Origin of the sequence: Herbaspirillum sp. UBA812 (assembly GCF_002296545.1) — a bacterium.
In the GTDB taxonomy this organism is placed as follows: Bacteria; Pseudomonadota; Gammaproteobacteria; order Burkholderiales; family Burkholderiaceae_D; genus Herbaspirillum; species Herbaspirillum huttiense.
The window spans coordinates 10462-27234 of the sequence record NZ_DBIC01000196.1 but is presented as its reverse complement, the minus strand read 5'-3'; the positions used below and the strand labels follow the sequence as shown (position 1 = coordinate 27234).

The window sequence follows — 16773 nt, the reverse complement described above, 5'->3', positions numbered from 1 at the left end:
CAGGAAAATGACGACTCACCACCCCCATGTCATGTGAGCCCAAACTGAAAAGGCCTGAGTCCGGTGCAATACCGAACTCAGGCCTTGATGCAGAAACTGACTGACGAACGCAAGAAGATCAGATTACGGCTGCGCTCGTTTCATGCTGCCTGTTTCTGCGGTGCCTTCGCAGGATCATCCCGCAACTCACGGCGCAGGATCTTGCCGACGTTGGTCTTGGGAAGCTCATCGCGGAACTCGATGTACTTGGGCTTCTTGTAGCCGGTGAACTGCTCCTTGCAATAAGCCATCAGCTGCTCACTGGTCAGCGACTTGTCCTTGCGAACCACGAAGAGTTTGACCGCTTCGCCTGTGTGCTCATCGGGCACGCCCACACAGGCACACTCCAACACCGCAGGATGCTGCGCCACCACGCCTTCGATTTCATTGGGATAGACGTTGAAACCCGAGACCAGGATCATGTCCTTCTTGCGGTCCACGATCTTGGTGTAGCCCTGTGCATCCATCACACCGATGTCACCGGTCTTGAAGAAACCGTCCGGCGTCATGACCTTGGCGGTTTCGTCCGGGCGCTGCCAGTAACCCGGCATCACCTGCGGGCCACGAATGGCGATCTCGCCCGGCTGGCCCAGCGGCACCGGCTGACCATCGTCATCGAGGATGGCGATTTCAGTGGACGGCAGCGGCAGGCCGATGGCGCCGGTGTATTCATCGATGGTGCAAGGGTTCGCGCTGGCAATGGGCGAAGTTTCGGACAAACCGTAACCTTCGATGATGGGACAGCCGGTCAGCTTCTTCCACTTGTCCGCCACGCTCTTCTGTACCGCCATGCCGCCACCCACGCAGCAGCGATAGCCGGAGAAATCCAGCTTGGCAAAATCGGCATTGTTGAGCAGCGCGTTGTAGAGCGTGTTGACCGCGGGGAAGGTGTTCACCTTGTACTTGGCCAGCTCCTTGACGAAACCGGGAATGTCGCGCGGATTCGGAATCAGCAGGTTCAGCGCGCCTTCACGCGTGCCCAGCAGGTTGCAGACGGTGAGCGCAAAGATGTGATAGAGCGGCAGCGCGCAGACGAACACCAGTTGGTCGATGGGCTTGCCTGACTTCAGCGCCGGGGTCAACCATTCTTCGGCCTGCAGCACGTTGGCAATCAGGTTGCGATGGGTCAGCACTGCGCCCTTGGCCACACCCGTGGTCCCGCCGGTATATTGCAGGAAGGCGACGTCATCGGGCGTCAGCGATACCTTCTGCAACGTCTTGCCCTCACCCTGCGACAGGGCGCGGCTGAAGGAGATCGCATTGGGCAGCGACCAGGACGGCACCATCTTCTTGACGTGCCGCACCACCAGGTTGACGATGGCCCCCTTGAGGGTGCCGAGCAGCTCGCCCATGCTGGCCACCACGATGTGCTTGACCTGGGTATGGGCCACCACCTTCTGCAGCGTGCAGGCAAAATTCTCCAGCACGAAGATGGCTTCGGCGCCGGAATCCTTCAACTGGTGTTCCAGCTCGCGGGCGGTGTAGAGCGGATTGACGTTGACCACCGTGTAACCCGCTCGCAGGATGGCGGCGATGGCGATCGGGTATTGCAGCACGTTGGGCATCATGATCGCCACGCGCGCCCCCTTCTGCAAGCCCAGGCCTTGCAGCCAGGCCCCCATGGCGCGCGACATGGCATCGAGTTCGCCATAACGGAGATACTTGCCCATGCAGACGTATGCGTTGCGATCGGCATGCTTGGCGAAAGCCTCTTCGATCATCTGCACCAGCGAACCGTAACGGCTGGGGTCGATGTCAGCGGGAACGCCTGCGGGATACGATGCAAGCCAGAATCTTTCCATAGTGTGTCCTCTGTCTCCGGTCATAACGTGCGCTGGGGCTGGACGGTGATGCAAGGCCACCGCGTTGGCGCGCACAGCAAAAAAAGCACGAGTGTTTTTTTATTTATCGCAGATGCTATCCAGCATTCGACTGCGGGGCAAGCTTTTTGCGCCCCAAATTTGAGATTTTTTGCAAAAAGGTTGGCAACGGCTGCGATATCGCGGTCAGTCTGCGCGTATTACACGGGTCGGCAAACCGGTATTGCATTGAAATTCATCCGGCATGATACGCCGGGTCGTTGCTCTTGGGCCGTTCCATGGTGCAGGCGGGAAACATTTCCGCATCCGCCTTGCCCGTGGTCAAGGGCGCGTCTCCCAGCGCAGCATGGCGTGCGGCCTTGTCCATGCGTGCCAGTGCGCGCACCTTGTCATAAAAATCGGGGAAGCCGCTGCTGCGGGCAAACAACTGACGGAAGGCAGGGACCAGGTCGTGATACGCCCCCACCAGTGCGAGATGCGCATTGGACAGCGGCATCGCGAACCAGCGGTCATACCCGGCATAGCCATTCCAGCGGGTGACCTTGATCTGCGCATATTCAGCGCGCAGTGCATCGAAGATGGCCGCCTTGCGCTGGCGCTTGTCGGCATCGCTGGCGTCGCTGTCGTAGTTCTCCTTCAACCGGTCGCGGTACTTGTCCAGCAAGGCCAGGAACTCGCGCTTGCGGGCAGCAAACCGCTGGTAGGCCTGGACCATCGCCGGATCGTGGCGCGCCGCCAGCCAGCGTTCCACACCCAGCTCTTCCACCGCTACCGCAAACCCTTCATTGAAGGACGTATCACCGGGCGCATACACGGTCTGGTGCGCCAGCTCATGGAAGATCAGTCTCGCCAGTTCGCCATCGGGATACTGGATGAAGGTGGAGATCACCGGATCATTGAACCAGCCCAGCGTGGAATACGCCGGTACACCGGCGACCTGCACGTCATAACCTTCGGCCTTGAGTGTGTCGGCATAGGTCTGCGCATCACTGAGGTGATAGTAGCCGCGATAGTCCACGCAGCCAGCAATGGGGAAACACCACTGCCGGGGCTTCAACGACAGCTCAGGCGCGGCCACCACATTCCACAGCACGAAAGGCCGGTCCAGTTGTGCGTAACTGCGATAGCTGCCGTTATCGGGCAGATCGAGTTCGGTGACGGCATAGCGGCGGATCTCGCGCACCGTCTGCAGCTTGGCCTTGAGCGCGGGCGAGGTGGCCGGGTCATCGAGCCACTCCTCCAGCGGTTTTGCCTGCGCCAGCAGCGAGAACTGGCCGTGCGCGGCCTGGGCGTAATACGAGACCGTAGAACAAGCCGACAGCCCGCACAGCGACGCCAGCACCGCCAAGGTCAGCCCCCAGCGCACAGAGCGACGCAAGCCACGGCGCAGCATGAAAAAACCTCAGGCGGCCACGACCGGCTGCTGCAGTTTTTCCACCTGCACCAGCACGTCATAGAAGGTCGGCGCATTGCCCATGTCGGTCAGGCGCTGGCTGGTGACTTCGTTGGCGTTCTTGCCATCGGCGGCAAATTTCTTCCACCAGATCGACAGGCCCACTACCAGCCCCACGCGCGCCTTGTCGGTCACGCGCACGCGCGCCTGCATGCTGCCGCGATCATTGAAGATGCGCACCGTATCTCCCTGCGCAATGCCGCGTGCAGCGGCGTCCTGCGGATGCATGTCGAGGTGCGGTTCGCCCTCCGTATCACGCAGGCTCTGCACATTGACGAAGGAAGAATTGAGGAAGTTGCGCGCCGGCGGCGAGATCATCGCCAGCGGATATTTCGCGCCCAGCTGCGGATTGCTGGCCACCGATTCATAGGGCGCGATATAGGTCGGCAAGGGATCGAGACCTGCACTCTTCATCTGCTCGGAATAGAACTCGCACTTGCCCGAGGGCGTGGCAAACCCGCCTTCGGCAAAGGGCGCGACAGGCACCGAAAGACGCTGCCAGCCCTTCTCCTTCAGCTGTTGCCAGTCGTAGCCGGCGCTGCGCGGATCATCGCGCTTGAAGGCCACGGCGGCCAATTGATCGTCGCTGTCCTTGAAGCAGTCTTCTTCAAAGCCCATCGCGGCCGCCAGCAGGCGGAAGATCTCGGTATTGGGCTTGGCCTCGCCCAGCGGCGCAATGGCGGCATTGTTGGCCATCATGTAGACGTGGCCATACGACGCATGTACGTCGATGTGCTCCAGCTGGGTCGTCGCAGGCAGCAGGATATCGGCGTAGTCGGCGGTATCGGTCTGGAAATGTTCCAGCACCACCGTGAACAGATCCTCGCGCGCAAAGCCCTGCGCTACCTTGCCCGACTCCGGGGCCACCGCCACCGGGTTGGAGTTGTAGACGATCACTGCTTCCACCTGGGGACCAAAGTCGGGCGAGGCCGGCTTCAACAGATCATCGCCGATGGTGCTCATGTTGATGATGCGGCTGGGCTTGCCATGACGCGCGGCCAGATCGGGACGGCTCAGGGCAGCTGCATCCTTGGGGAAGCTGTCCGATACCGACAGCTGGACGCCCCCGGAAGCATGACGCCAGGCACCGACCAGCGCTGGCAGGCAAGCCACGTTGCGCGCGGCCATGCCACCGCCGCGCACGCGCTGCAGGCCGTAGTTGGCGCGGATGAAGGCACCCTCACCGGCCAGCGCCACCCGGGCATATTCGCGCGCCAGGTTCTGCACTTCCTCCGCACTGATGCCGCACACTTCAGCGGTGCGGGCCGGCGTCCATTCGGCCACGCGCTCCTTGAGTTGCTCGAAGCCGAGCGTGTAGCGTGCAATGTAATCGTGGTCCAGCAGGTCTTCCGTGATCAGGACATGCATCAGGCCCAGCGCCAGCGCGGCATCGGTACCGGGCAAGAGCGCGATGTGCTGGTGGCATTTCTCGGCCGTCAGCGAGCGATACGGATCGATGGCGATCAAGCGTGCTCCGTTGCGCTTGGCCGCCTGCACGCGAGTCCAGAAATGCAGGTTGGAAGCAATCGGATTGCCGCCCCAGATGATGATGAGCTTGGCGTGATCGACCTGCTCCAGATCGGTACCGATGCGCGCACCAATGGTGTAGCGATAGCCCGCGCCACCTGCGGAGGCACAGATGGTGCGGTCCAGCTGCGAAGCACCGAGACGATTGAAGAAACGGCCGGCCATCGATTCGCCCTGCACCTGCCCCATGGTCCCGGCGTAGCTGTAGGGCAGGATGGCTTGCGGATCGCGCAAGGCGATCTGGCCCAGGCGCTGTGCGATGGTGGCGATGGCCTCGTCCCAGCTGATGCGCTCGAACTTGCCCTCGCCCTTCTTGCCCACGCGGCGCATGGGATGCAGCAGGCGGTCCTGATGATAGGTGCGCTCGGCATAGCGCGAGACCTTGGTGCAGAGCACGCCGGCCGTCGGCGGGTGCTCCGGATCGCCGCGCACTTCCGTGGCGACGCCGTCCTTGACGGTCACCAGCAGGGCGCAGGTATCAGGGCAATCATGGGGACAGGCGGCACGGACGATGGTGGTGGTCATGGCAGAGAAGAAAGCGGGGAAAGAAAACAGGGAAGCCCTCGGCGCACGCGAGGCAGGCAGCTACTTTATCTTAAAATGGCGCGTCACGACTCTTCCGTAGTGCCGCCATGTCTCCTTCACCGCACTTCTGGCGTCCTCCCGCCCTGCCCTTCTTCGAAGGCCGACGCGCCACCGGCAGCCTGTCCTGCTATGCGCCGCATACGCACGACAGTTTTTCCATCGGCGTCGTCGACGGCGGGCACAGCATCTTTACGCTGGCCGATCGCAGCGAGCCCATCTTCCCTGGCGACGTGATCCTCGTGCGGGCAGGCGATGTGCACAGCTGCAATCCGGCCGACCTGCAGCGCTGGAGCTATCGCATGTTCCATCTGGACTCCAGCTGGCTGGCCGACCTGCTGGCGCAAACCCCGGACACATGCGCGTTGCTCGCGGGCATGCCGTCACAGGTGGTGCGCTCGCCGGAGGCACTGCAATGGCTGGACCGCATGACGCATACGCTGGAGCATGGCCACACGGACCTGGAGCGCGAGGTAATACGTTGCCTGCAGCACGTGATGCGTGCGTGCGCCGATGCCTGCCCGCCCGCGCAGGCCAGCGATGTGCCCGAAGACGACGGCCTGCAGCGTGCCCATGATTTCCTGCTGGCGCATTGCCGCGACCGCGTTTCGCTGGCAACCCTGGCGGAACTCGCCGGCACCAGCCGCTACCAGTTGATCCGCCAGTTCCGCCGCCGCTTCGGCCTGCCCCCGCATGCCCTGCAACTGGACATGAAGATCCGCCAGGCGCGCACCCTGCTGCAGCAGGGTGCCAGCACCGTCCATACCGCGCTTGATACCGGCTTTGCCGACCAGAGCCACTTCCATCGCGCCTTCAAATCGCGGGTGGCGGCCACACCGCTGCAATATCGCCGGGCCTAGCTGCGGCTGGCCACCAGTGCGGCGGCAGCGAGCATCAGCAGCAGGCCCGCGCCCCGCTCGATGAGCGGCAGCACGCGCGTGAGCGCCCGCATCACACGCTGCTGCGCGATGAAATACACCAGCCCGGCATCCCAGGCCAGCACGGCTCCAAACATCCAGACGCCATAGAAGAGCTTGGTCGACGCGCCGGTTTGCGCCGATACGATAACGGTGAACAGGCCAAAGTAAAACACGCCATTCTTGGGATTGAGTGCGGCCGAAAGAAAACCTGTCCCCAGTGCGGCCCATGGCGCGACCCTGGCGGCCGAAACGGGGGCAGCAGGCAAGACGGCCGGGTACCGCCCGGCGCGCCAGAAGACCCATCCCAACCAGGCCAGGTAGAGCGCTGCCAACCACTGCATGGCCGCCAGCAGCAGTGGTGCTCGCTGCAGGAGACTGAAGCCGCCGATGGCCAGCGCGATGTAAAGCCCGTTGGCCAGCGTAATCCCCAGGGCTGCAGCCAGCCCATAGCCCCGCCCATGGCGCAGGCTGCCCCTCAGCAGCAAGAGGAAATCCGGACCGGGACTGGCCAGCGCCAGCAAATGCGCACCCGCCAGCAGGAAGAATTCGGAAGAAAGCATCATGTGTGTCGACGCCTGCCCGGCGCCCCCTGTTAAAAATGCGCATGCTAGGCAGGCTCGCGGCCGCTGTATTGAACGAAATTGCACAGGCGCTCCTGTGCCGCCAAGGCGCGGTAAGATAGGCACACTTGTTACCAACGCCAGCGCACCAGACTCCCATGAAACTCATCGACCCCATCGTCCAGTTCCACGCCGACCTGCAGAAGATCCGCCGCGACATCCACGCCCATCCCGAGCTGTGTTACGAAGAAGTGCGCACCGCCGACGTGGTGGCGCAAAAGCTGACCGAGTGGGGGATTCCGGTCGTGCGCGGCCTGGGGGTGACGGGCGTGGTCGGCATCATCAAGAAGGGCGACAGCCCGCGTGCCATCGGCCTGCGCGCCGACATGGATGCGCTGCCCATGTCCGAAATCAATACCTTCGACCATGCCTCGCGTCATCCCGGCAAGATGCACGCCTGCGGCCATGACGGCCATACCGCCATGCTGCTGGGGGCGGCCCGTCACCTCGCGCAGCACGGCGACTTCGATGGCACGGTGTACGTGATCTTCCAGCCCGCAGAAGAAGGCGGCCGTGGCGCCGAGCGCATGATCCAGGATGGTTTGTTCGAGAAGTATCCAATGGATGCCGTCTTCGGCATGCACAACTGGCCCGGCATTCCGGCCGGTCACTTCGGCGTGACGCCGGGTCCGCAGATGGCCTCCAGCAACGAGTTCCACGTCACCGTCAAGGGCCGTGGCTCGCACGCCGCGCAGCCGCACAAGGCGGCCGATCCGGTGATGACCGCGGTCCACATCGCCCAGGCCTGGCAGAGCATCGTCGCGCGCAACGTCAATCCGAATGATCCGGCGGTAGTGTCGATCACCCAGATCCACACCGGCAGCGCCACCAACGTCATCCCCGACGAAGCCATGATGGTCGGCACCGTGCGTACCTTCAGCCTGCCGGTGCTGGACCTCATCGAGCGCCGCATGCAGGAGATCGCCGAGCACACCGCCGCCGCCTTCGATGCCACGGTCGAGTTCCGCTTCAACCGCAACTATCCTCCGCTCATCAACCATCCCGAGGAAACCGCCTTCGCCGTTGAAGTGCTGACCGAACAGTTCGGTGCCGACCATGTGGATGCCAAGACCGAACCGACCATGGGCGCGGAAGACTTCGCCTTCATGCTGCAGCACAAGCCGGGCTGCTATGTGTTCCTCGGCAATGGCGATGGCGGCCACCGCGACCAGGGGCATGGCCTCGGTCCGTGCAACCTGCACAACCCCAGCTACGATTTCAACGACGACCTGCTGCCCATCGGTGCCACTTACTGGGTGCGGCTGGCCGAGAAATTCCTGCAGGCGAAGTAAGCGCCGCAGCGGCGTGCAGGGCATTGGCGCGCGGGCGCATTTCAGGCATGATCGCCAAAGCCCGCCGCCCGGCGCACTCTGCAACGCGCTGCGAAGCTGCGGCAAGAACGTATAACGACAACAGGGAGAAACCTTGCACACGCTCGCCACCATCCTGGTCCTGCTGGTCGCCCTCGAACATGTCTGGATCCTGATCCTGGAAATGTTCCTGTGGACCCAGCCGCTGGGTCTGAAGACCTTCCGCCAGTCGCGCGAAGCCGCCGAAGCCACCCGCGTGCTGGCCGCCAACCAGGGCCTCTACAACGGCTTCCTGGCCGCGGGCCTGTTCTGGAGCCTGGCCACGGGCGACCATGCGGTGCAAATCTTCTTCGTGAGTTGCGTGCTGGTAGCCGGCATTTACGGTGGGCTCACTGCCAAGCGCTCCATCCTCTACATCCAGGGCCTGCCTGCCCTGCTGGCGCTGCTGGCCTTGCTGGCCAGCTGATACGGCGAGCCAACCATGAAGCGCGCCCTGCTCCTGACCCTGCTGCTCCTGCTGGCGCGCCACGGGCTGGCGCAGGATCCTGAGCCCGAGTGGTGGAACTACCAGGCCCAGCGCGGCGATCGCCTCACGGTGGTCAAACTGGACATGGGCTTGCGGCGCAGCTTTCCGCTTTCCGGATTTCCGTACGTGGTGGTCACGCGGGTGAGCTATGCGCCGGGCACGCCCGATGGCTTGCCGGCGCTGGCCGAGCAGGACCGGCTGGAAGCCCTGTCCGATCAGATGGCTGCGGCCATCGGCAAGAAGACCCGCAGCATCTATGCCGGCACCGCGTTCAGCCAGGGCCAGCAGCAATCCTGGTTCTACGTGACCGATCCCAATGGACTCGAAGCAGTGGTGGCGGGCGTGCATGCCCAGCTCTGCCAGGGCTGCAAGACCAGCACCGCCATCCTGGCCGATCCCGCCTGGGCGCTGTATCGCGACCAATTGTTGCCGGACGGGGAAACCCGGCAGCGCTATGGCTTGCGCAGTTATTGAGGTCCGCGCCGCAGGGGCGGCGTAAAGTTTGGCACGACAGCTGCCGATAACAAGTTTCCTGGCAGCATCAGCGTTGACACCGCGTCATCACAACTTCTCCGGCGCGCCGCATGGCCTTGCCGGGGGAACAACAACATCGGACACGGTCCGAGGGGAAGCCGCATGAAACAGATCAAACTCATCCTCAAGGACGATATCTACGACTCGCTGGAGCGCGACTATCACAACTTCGTGCGGCTCTCGACCAAGATCGATTCGGGGTTCGTCAAACCCTCCTTCGACAGCTATCTGCTGGCCAAGCTCTCCGAGAACACCAACTTCCTCACCGAAGAAGCGGTGCAGCACCTGATGCTCTCCGGTCAATACGCCTGGGCACGCCGGGCGATGGACAAGGAATTCCCGGACGTGGTCCAGATCCTGATCGAACAGGCGGCCAATTACGGTTTCTGGATTGCGGTGCGCCACGACTGGGGCACCGAGGAACTGGTCAATGCCTCGCGCGCCTGGGCCGGCGCCATCATCAAGCAGGCCAAGGGCGATGAAACGCAGATCGACGTGCTGGCCTCGCAGATCAAGGCGTCCGCCACCAACATCGCGGTGGTGCAGGAACGGCTGAAGACACCGGCCTCACAACTGGCCCATGCCATGGTGCAGGAATTGCGCGAGACGCATATCGCCATCGAACATGCCTCGGGCGTGGTAGCGCGGGAAAAGCTGGGAGCCATGCGCACCCTGCTGAAACTCGGACGCGCCTATGGAAATGTCTCGGAGAAGGCCGAGCAGGACATGATGGACAAGCTCAAGCGCGAAAAGCCCTGGCTCTTCGAGACCGGCCCCAAGGGTTTCTGGGGCCATGTCGCCGCCTGGTGGCGCGGGGTCTGAGCCCGCAGCACGTCAAACCTCAGGGAGCCGGCACCGCCTGCGCATCGCGCATCAGGCGGATGTCGCCATACCAGGCTTCCATCTTCTGCACGGTGTTGTCGGTATCGGTAAGCACGCCCACGCCGATCAGGCGGCCGGGCTTTTCACCGAAGGCACGCTCGTAGTCTTCCGCGACGTTGCGCTGATAATTGCGCCACTGCCCCACATGCTCCGCACCGCTGTCCACCACCAGCATCTGGATGCGGCCGGTGCGGCCGTTGGCGATCACCGTGCCGACCGGCACCTTGGGATCCCACACATACATCAGCGTGGCATAAGGCAACTCATGCCCGGTCAGCAGCTTGGCCGTATCGAAGAGGATGGTATCCATCAGCGATAGCTTGTCGTGGTCGCCATCGAAGGCCAGCACGATGCGCACCGGCGAATCATCGGTTTCCCGGTGGGTGAGATCGGCCGTGGGAATCAGGCCGGCGGCTTTCCAGCTCCAGGTCAGCCAGGGCTTCTTGTTGATGTCGATGTCGACCGGATGGCGCAGGCCGGATGAGGCGCGGTCGGCAAAGGCGTGCAGGACGCTGCGGCCATTGTCCTGCACCAGACGGTATTCGGTAGGAATCTTCTTGCGGGTGAAGACCAGCGGCTCCCAGCCGGCCGGCAAGCCTTCGGGCGGGTTGGCCGAGAACAGTGCCAGGGCCTGGTCCAGCTTGGCCTGTTTGGCTTGCCGGGCGGCCACGTCGAGCGGTGCGGGCTTCTGTGCGGCGCAGCCTGCCAGCAGCAGGGCGCCAGTCACGCAGAGCGCGGCCAGCACGGCACGAGCGGCAGAGGCAGGAAGGGAAACAGGACCGAGAGCAGCAAGTCGCGTGCGCACACGCGGAAGACGCAAATTCATGAAGGCCAACCGGAGAAAGCGGATTCTGAGGGAAAGTCTGCGGCCACCCCGACCGCAGACGAACACTAACAGGAAAATCACGCCTGACGGCATCCGGAAAAACCCTAGCCTGTAAAAAAACGTCAGGAACGCAACGCGGCGGTTGGCTCAATTTTGCTGCCGCAGGATCTGGATGAACATCTTGGCCAGCGACGACAAGGTACTGTTCTTGCGGGTGACGATGCCGTAATGCTCGATGCGGGTCTTGAGGTTCACCGGCAGGATCCCCAGCATCTGACGCGCGGCAAAGAAATGTGCGATGTCCAGCGGCATCACCGCCACCATGTTCGATTGCGCCAGCAGGGTGATGGTGACGAAGGGGGAGGCCGTCTCGATCACGTTGCCCGGCACCTTCACGCCTTCCAGCTTGAACTCGTGCTCGATCCAGATGCGCATGGGCATGTTGCTCGAATAGAGAATCCACGAGGCATCGGCCAGCTCCTGCAGGCGCACCTTCTGCGCCGTGGCCAGCGGATGGTCGATGCCGCTGACGATGCACATGGGCTCGCCGCGCAGCATTTCGTAATGGTAGAGGTTGGGCTGCGAGCTGACCGAGGAACGGCCGATCATCAGGTCGATGCGGCCCTGGTCCAGCAGCAGCAGCTGGCGGGCGCTGGTGTCTTCGCTGATCTCGATGGAGACGTCCGGCTGGATCTCGCGCAGGCGCGACAGTGCGCGCGTGACGAAGGGCGCCGCCCCCATGATGGTGCCGATGGACAAGCGGCCGCCGCGGCCGCTGATCATGTTCTGCAATTCTTCGCGCAGGTTGGCCACGTCGCTCTGGATCAGGCGCGCGTAGCGGATCACGCAACGGCCCAGCTCGGTGGCCTCGATGCCGCGCGGTGAGCGGTCGAACAGGGTCACGCCCAGGGCATCTTCCATTTCATGCAAGGCCTTGGTGGCGGCCGGCTGGGTCATGTGCATCACCTCGGCCGCCTTGTGCAGGGAGCCCTGCTCGTCGAGCGCCGTCAGCAGCGCGACCTGGCGAAAGCGCAGGCGGCTGACGATGGAACCGACCGACGGCAGCGCATCGCCTGCCGCGCCCTCCTCGCCGAGTCGGTTATCACCCGATGAATTAAGCTCATTAGACATCCTTGGTTCAGCCTCTTATAGTCGTCCCGGAAAAAACACAATGCTAGCGCATCTGCCCCCTGCCCACGGCGATGCGTGAAAAAAGCTCAGGAGACGACGGGCAGATTGATCCACAGGTGGCTTCGCCTGGCGGCAGTTTCCTGCCGCGTGCGAATCGCGCTCCCTGTTCTGCACATCGCTCCCCTGGACCCTGACCGCCCCTGACCGGCGGCCATATGGATGACGACGGCAAAGGAGACCTGGTGAGGCTGATTCAATATCGCGACCTGCATGGCCAACGCCGCGTCGGCATCGTCAATGGCGCCAGCATCCAGGTGCTGGGCGAGGTCGATACCATGCGCGAGCTGGGCTTGCTGGCCATCCAACGCCATACCGGGCTGGAACGTCTGGCCCAGTTGCTCAATACCGACCGCTCCGAAGACTATGCCGCAATCCTGGCCGAGGGCCGCATCCTGGCCCCGCTGGACCATCCCGACCCGGCCCACTGCCGCGTCTCCGGTGCCGGTACCACGCACCTGGGCAGCGCCACCACGCGCGACAAGATGCATCGCCGCATCGAAGGCGATGAGCTCGACAAGACCGATACGCAACTGATGATCGAATGGGGCATCGCCGGCGGCCGCCACGCGCCGGGCACCGTGGGCGTGCAGCCCGAATGGTTCTACAAGGGCGATGGCCATTGCATCGTCGCGCCCGGCCGGCCCTTGCCGCGTCCCGACTTTGCCCTCGATGGCGGCGAAGAACCGGAGATCGTCGGGCTCTACCTGATCGATGACGCAGGTTGTCCGCGCCGCCTCGGCTTTGCCATCGGCAACGAGTTTTCGGATCACGTGATGGAGCGCCGCAATTACCTGTATCAAGGCCACTCCAAGCTGCGCCACTGCGCTTTCGGTCCGGAGCTGCTGGTGGGCCTGCCACCCGCGCACCTGGTCGGCATGACGCGCATCCGTCGCCGTGGCCGCGTGATCTGGGAACAGGAATTCCTGACCGGCCCGGACAACATGTGCCACTCCATCGAGAACCTCGAATACCACACCTTCAAGTATGCGCACCTGCTGCATGCGGGCGACGTGCATGCGCACTTCATGGGCGCGGCCAACCTGTCGTTCGCCTACAGCGTGCGCACCGAGGATGGTGACAGCATCGAGATCAGCATTCCCGATTTCGGCGCACCGCTGGTCAATGGCATCCAGCACGTGCAATCGAACTTGCGACCGGGTGGCGTCAGGCAGCTGTAGCCGCGCCGCCCGGACCCAGGCGCGCCGCAAGGCGCAGCAGTACCGGCAATCATGCCAAGGCCCCGACCTCAAGGTCACCCAACAAGAGGCCGCCCCCAGGAAAATCAAAAAGGAGACCACCCTCATGCTGCTGTATCCCCCTTCCCCTGACGCTGCACGGACGGAGCGTCGATGAATTACACCTTCGATTTCATGAGCGTGTTCGCCAACTGGGATCGCCTCTTGATGGGTGCCTGGCTGACGATACAGCTCTCGGCCCTGTCCATCGCACTGGGTTTCGTGGTCGGCACGCTCGGTGCGATTGCCGGCAAGAGCCGGCTGGCGCTGGTGCGCGGCCTGGTACAGGCGTATGTCGAGATCATCCGCAATACGCCGCTGCTGGTGCAGGTGTTCCTGGTGTTCTTCGGCCTGGCCAGCATCGGCTGGAAGCTCACCGCCGAGACCGCTGCCGTCATTGCGCTGACCGTCAACGTCGGCGCCTACACCACCGAGATCATGCGCGCCGGCATTAACTCCATTCATCCGGGCCAGATCGAGGCGGCCGAATGCCTGGGCATGTCGCGCTTTCACGTGTATTGGCACGTGGTGCTGCTGCCGGCGGTGGAGCGCGTCTATCCCTCGCTGACCAGCCAGTTCATCCTCTTGATGCTGGCCTCCAGCATCACCTCGCAGATCTCGGCAGAAGAGCTGACCGCCACCGCCAACCTGGTGCAGTCGGAAACCTTCCGCAGCTTCGAGGTGTATGCGGTCATCGCGGTGGCGTATCTCGCCCTGTCCTTCCTGTTCCGTGGCGCATTCTGGGCAATCAGCCAGATGGCCTTCGTGCGCAAGCGCAAGCTTGGCACCAATCTGTAAGGAGGCGCGATGAACGCATTCAGTTTCCTGCACGTGGAATACCTGCTGCAAGCCGCCGTCTGGACCGTGGTGCTGTCGCTGGTGGCCTTCGTCTTCGGCGGCGTGGCCGGCTTCGTGATCGCCTTGTGGCGGGTCTCGCCCAATGCCCTGCTGCGGGGCATCGCCAGTACCTACATCCAGGTGGTGCAAGGCATCCCGCTGCTGGTAATCCTGTTCGTGGCCTACTTCGGGCTGGCCATCGCCGGCTTCAAGCTCACCCCGCTGGTGGCGGCCGGGATTTCCTTTGCGATCTATTGCGCCGCCTTCCTCGGCGAGATCTGGCGCGGCTGTATCCAGGCGGTCCCCAAGACCCAGTGGGAAGCCTCGGAATGCCTGGGCTTCAACCGCTTCGAGCAGCTCACCAAGGTGATCCTGCCGCAGGCGGTCAAGATCGCCACGCCACCCACCGTGGGCTTCATGGTGCAGATCGTCAAGAACACCTCGCTCGCCTCGGTGATCGGCTTCGTCGATCTCTCGCGCGCCGGCCAGATCATCAACAACTCGACCTTCCAGCCGTTCACCGTGTTCGGCTGCGTCGCACTCATCTATTTTTGCCTGTGCTTCCCGCTGTCGGCGCTGTCCAAGCACTTTGAAAGGAAATTGAATGTCAGCCATCGTTAAGATCAATGATCTGCACAAGAGCTTCGGCAGCAACAAGGTATTGAACGGCGTTTCGCTGGATGTGGAAAAGGGCCAGATGGTGGCCATCATCGGCAAGAGCGGTTCGGGCAAGAGCACGCTGCTGCGTTGTCTGAATGGTCTGGAGAAAGTGGATGGCGGCAACATCCATGTATGCGGACATGATATTCATCATCCGGACAAGCTGAACCTGCGCGAATTGCGCAAGCAGGTCGGCATCGTCTTCCAGAGCTACAACCTGTTCCCGCACCTGACCGTGGAGCGCAACATCACGCTGGCGCTGACCACCATCAAGAAGATGTCCACCGAGGAAGCGAAGAAGATCGCCCACAAGGTCCTGCAGCTGGTGGGCCTGGAAAACAAGAAGGAAGCCTACCCCGAGCAGCTCTCGGGCGGCCAGGCGCAGCGCGTGGCGATCGCCCGCTCGCTGGCCATGGCGCCGGAACTGATGCTGTTCGACGAAGTGACCTCGGCGCTGGATCCGGAACTGACCGCCGAAGTGCTGAAGGTCATGGAAGACCTGGCCCGTGGCGGCATGACCATGGTACTGGTCACGCACGAGATGGCCTTTGCCCGCAAGCTGGCCGATGTACTGGTGTTCATGCACCAGGGCCAGGTGTGGGAGATCGGCCCGCCTGACGAACTCTTCAGCAATCCGAAAACTGCCGAGTTGCAGAAGTTCGTATCAAGCGATCTGTAAAAGATCGCACATCCATCTTGTATGGATTTTGTTGTCAGCAGCATCCCTACAATCACCCAGGAGACATCAATGAAAAAACTGTTCAACTTCACCAGGAAGGCCGCCGCCGTCGTGCTGGGCCTGGCTTGTTTTGCCCAGGCCGCACATGCCGACGCCCTGGCCGACATCAAGGCGCGCAAGAAGGTGCTCATCGCCATCGACCTCGGCGCGCCGCCCTTCGGCATGACCAACGCCAAGCTCGAGCCGCAGGGCTCGGATGTGGAAACCGCGCGCCTGCTGGCCAAGGACATGGGTGTGGAACTGGAGATCGTGCAGGTCACCGGCCCCAACCGTATTCCCTTCCTGATGACCGGCAAGGCCGACATGGTGATCTCGTCCTTCTCGATCACGCCGGAACGCCAGAAGGTGGTGGCCTTCACCCAGCCCTACGGTGCCTCGCAGTTCGTGGTGGCCGCGCCCAAGGGCGAGAACATCAAGGGCCTCAATGACCTGGTCGGCAAGCGCGTGGCGGTGGTTCGCGGCAACATGCAGGATTCGCTGCTGACCCCGCTGGCCCCCAAGGGAACCAACATCGTGCGCTTCGATGACGATGCCACCGTGACCGCGGCCATCATCTCGGGCCAGGTCGATGCACTGTGCACGCCCAATTCGCTGGCCTCGGCCATTGCCAAGCAGAACCCGTCCAAGAACCTGGAAACCAAGTTCGCCATCAAGGACATCCCCTATGCCATCGGCCTGCGCAAGGGCGAGCCGGCACTGGAAAAGTGGCTCAACGAATGGATCACCGCCAACCTCAAGAATGGCAAGCTGCCCGGCATCTACCAGCAATGGGTAGGCAGCCCCATGCCTGACCTGGCGCAGTTCGCGCCCAAGTAAGACCGTCGTTTCCGGCATGCCGCGCCAGCCAGCGCGGCATGCGCCCGCCGCCTGAGCGGCCAGCCTGCAGCATCCACGTTCTCCGAGACCAACATGAAAGCCAACTCTCCCATCATCCGCCTGAACCCGGTCGATGATGTCGTCATCGCCCGCCAGCAGCTCATCTCCGGCACCGTGCTGCAGGACGAAGGCGGCCTCAAAGTCCAGGGCCTCATTCCCGCCGGCCACAAGATGGCGACCCGCGCCATCTCTGCTA

Annotated in this window: 16 protein-coding genes; 10 read left to right on the top strand and 6 right to left on the bottom strand. The window is 63.0% G+C overall.

The genetic code is table 11. From position 1 onward, the window contains the following. Nucleotides 1-140 precede the first annotated feature (140 nt). From B3873_RS13135 to B3873_RS13125, 3 genes are all read right to left on the bottom strand, one after another. Entirely contained in the window at nucleotides 141-1841 is a 1701-nt protein-coding gene (locus tag B3873_RS13135; RefSeq protein WP_286866584.1) for a long-chain fatty acid--CoA ligase, read from the bottom strand. Nucleotides 1842-2094: 253 nt separating this feature from the next. After that, the gene (locus tag B3873_RS13130) at nucleotides 2095-3252 is read right to left on the bottom strand and encodes an aminopeptidase (RefSeq protein WP_286866583.1); all 1158 of its coding nucleotides are present in this window, start codon (nucleotides 3250-3252) and stop codon (nucleotides 2095-2097) included. Between the two features lie 9 nt (nucleotides 3253-3261). Then, on the bottom strand, nucleotides 3262-5364 hold the full coding sequence (locus B3873_RS13125) for a molybdopterin-containing oxidoreductase family protein (RefSeq protein ID WP_286866582.1): 2103 nt from the start codon (nucleotides 5362-5364) through the stop codon (nucleotides 3262-3264). Between the two features lie 107 nt (nucleotides 5365-5471). On the opposite strand from B3873_RS13125, the gene B3873_RS13120 reads away from it, so the two are divergent. Beyond that, nucleotides 5472-6281, top strand: coding sequence for an AraC family transcriptional regulator (locus B3873_RS13120; protein WP_286866580.1), 810 nt, complete (start codon nucleotides 5472-5474; stop codon nucleotides 6279-6281). Here the strand turns inward: B3873_RS13120 and B3873_RS13115 are convergent. Continuing rightward, on the bottom strand, nucleotides 6278-6904 hold the full coding sequence (locus tag B3873_RS13115; protein WP_286866578.1) for a LysE family translocator: 627 nt from the start codon (nucleotides 6902-6904) through the stop codon (nucleotides 6278-6280). The two genes, B3873_RS13120 and B3873_RS13115, sit on opposite strands and share 4 nt — an antisense overlap. Before the next feature lie 155 nt (nucleotides 6905-7059). Here B3873_RS13115 and B3873_RS13110 point away from each other — a divergent pair, with 155 nt between their 5' ends. From B3873_RS13110 to B3873_RS13095, 4 genes are all read left to right on the top strand, one after another. After that, a complete protein-coding gene (locus tag B3873_RS13110; RefSeq protein WP_286866577.1) occupies nucleotides 7060-8253 on the top strand; it encodes a M20 aminoacylase family protein in 1194 nt (397 codons plus the stop codon). A gap of 133 nt (nucleotides 8254-8386) precedes the next feature. Beyond that, a complete protein-coding gene (locus tag B3873_RS13105) occupies nucleotides 8387-8737 on the top strand; it encodes a DUF1304 domain-containing protein (protein ID WP_286866575.1) in 351 nt (116 codons plus the stop codon). 15 nt (nucleotides 8738-8752) lie between these two features. After that, nucleotides 8753-9271, top strand: a complete 519-nt coding sequence (locus B3873_RS13100) for a DUF695 domain-containing protein (RefSeq protein WP_039786873.1) — start codon at nucleotides 8753-8755, stop codon at nucleotides 9269-9271. Nucleotides 9272-9433: 162 nt separating this feature from the next. Beyond that, nucleotides 9434-10153, top strand: coding sequence for a DUF4088 domain-containing protein (locus B3873_RS13095; RefSeq protein WP_039786872.1), 720 nt, complete (start codon nucleotides 9434-9436; stop codon nucleotides 10151-10153). Nucleotides 10154-10172: 19 nt separating this feature from the next. On the opposite strand, the gene B3873_RS13090 is transcribed toward B3873_RS13095, so the two are convergent. Continuing rightward, the gene (locus B3873_RS13090; RefSeq protein WP_286866603.1) at nucleotides 10173-10958 is read right to left on the bottom strand and encodes a DUF3047 domain-containing protein; all 786 of its coding nucleotides are present in this window, start codon (nucleotides 10956-10958) and stop codon (nucleotides 10173-10175) included. 228 nt (nucleotides 10959-11186) lie between these two features. Beyond that, a complete protein-coding gene (locus B3873_RS13085) occupies nucleotides 11187-12170 on the bottom strand; it encodes a LysR family transcriptional regulator (protein WP_034333243.1) in 984 nt (327 codons plus the stop codon). Between the two features lie 242 nt (nucleotides 12171-12412). Between B3873_RS13085 and araD1 the strand changes: the two genes are divergently transcribed. From araD1 to B3873_RS13060, 5 genes are all read left to right on the top strand, one after another. Beyond that, complete coding sequence (araD1, locus tag B3873_RS13080) at nucleotides 12413-13408, top strand: AraD1 family protein (protein WP_286866568.1); 996 nt, start codon at nucleotides 12413-12415, stop codon at nucleotides 13406-13408. 171 nt (nucleotides 13409-13579) lie between these two features. After that, nucleotides 13580-14263 (top strand): amino acid ABC transporter permease, encoded by a 684-nt coding sequence (locus B3873_RS13075; protein WP_121043909.1) that lies wholly within the window; start codon nucleotides 13580-13582, stop codon nucleotides 14261-14263. A 9-nt stretch (nucleotides 14264-14272) separates the two neighbouring features. After that, complete coding sequence (locus B3873_RS13070; RefSeq protein ID WP_121043912.1) at nucleotides 14273-14923, top strand: amino acid ABC transporter permease; 651 nt, start codon at nucleotides 14273-14275, stop codon at nucleotides 14921-14923. Next, nucleotides 14907-15641: an amino acid ABC transporter ATP-binding protein gene (locus B3873_RS13065; RefSeq protein WP_039786864.1), complete on the top strand. Its 735-nt coding sequence runs from the start codon at nucleotides 14907-14909 to the stop codon at nucleotides 15639-15641. The genes B3873_RS13070 and B3873_RS13065 overlap by 17 nt, the downstream gene beginning before the upstream one ends. Before the next feature lie 69 nt (nucleotides 15642-15710). After that, the gene (locus B3873_RS13060; protein WP_039786863.1) at nucleotides 15711-16517 is read left to right on the top strand and encodes a transporter substrate-binding domain-containing protein; all 807 of its coding nucleotides are present in this window, start codon (nucleotides 15711-15713) and stop codon (nucleotides 16515-16517) included. The last annotated feature ends 256 nt before the right edge of the window (nucleotides 16518-16773 follow it).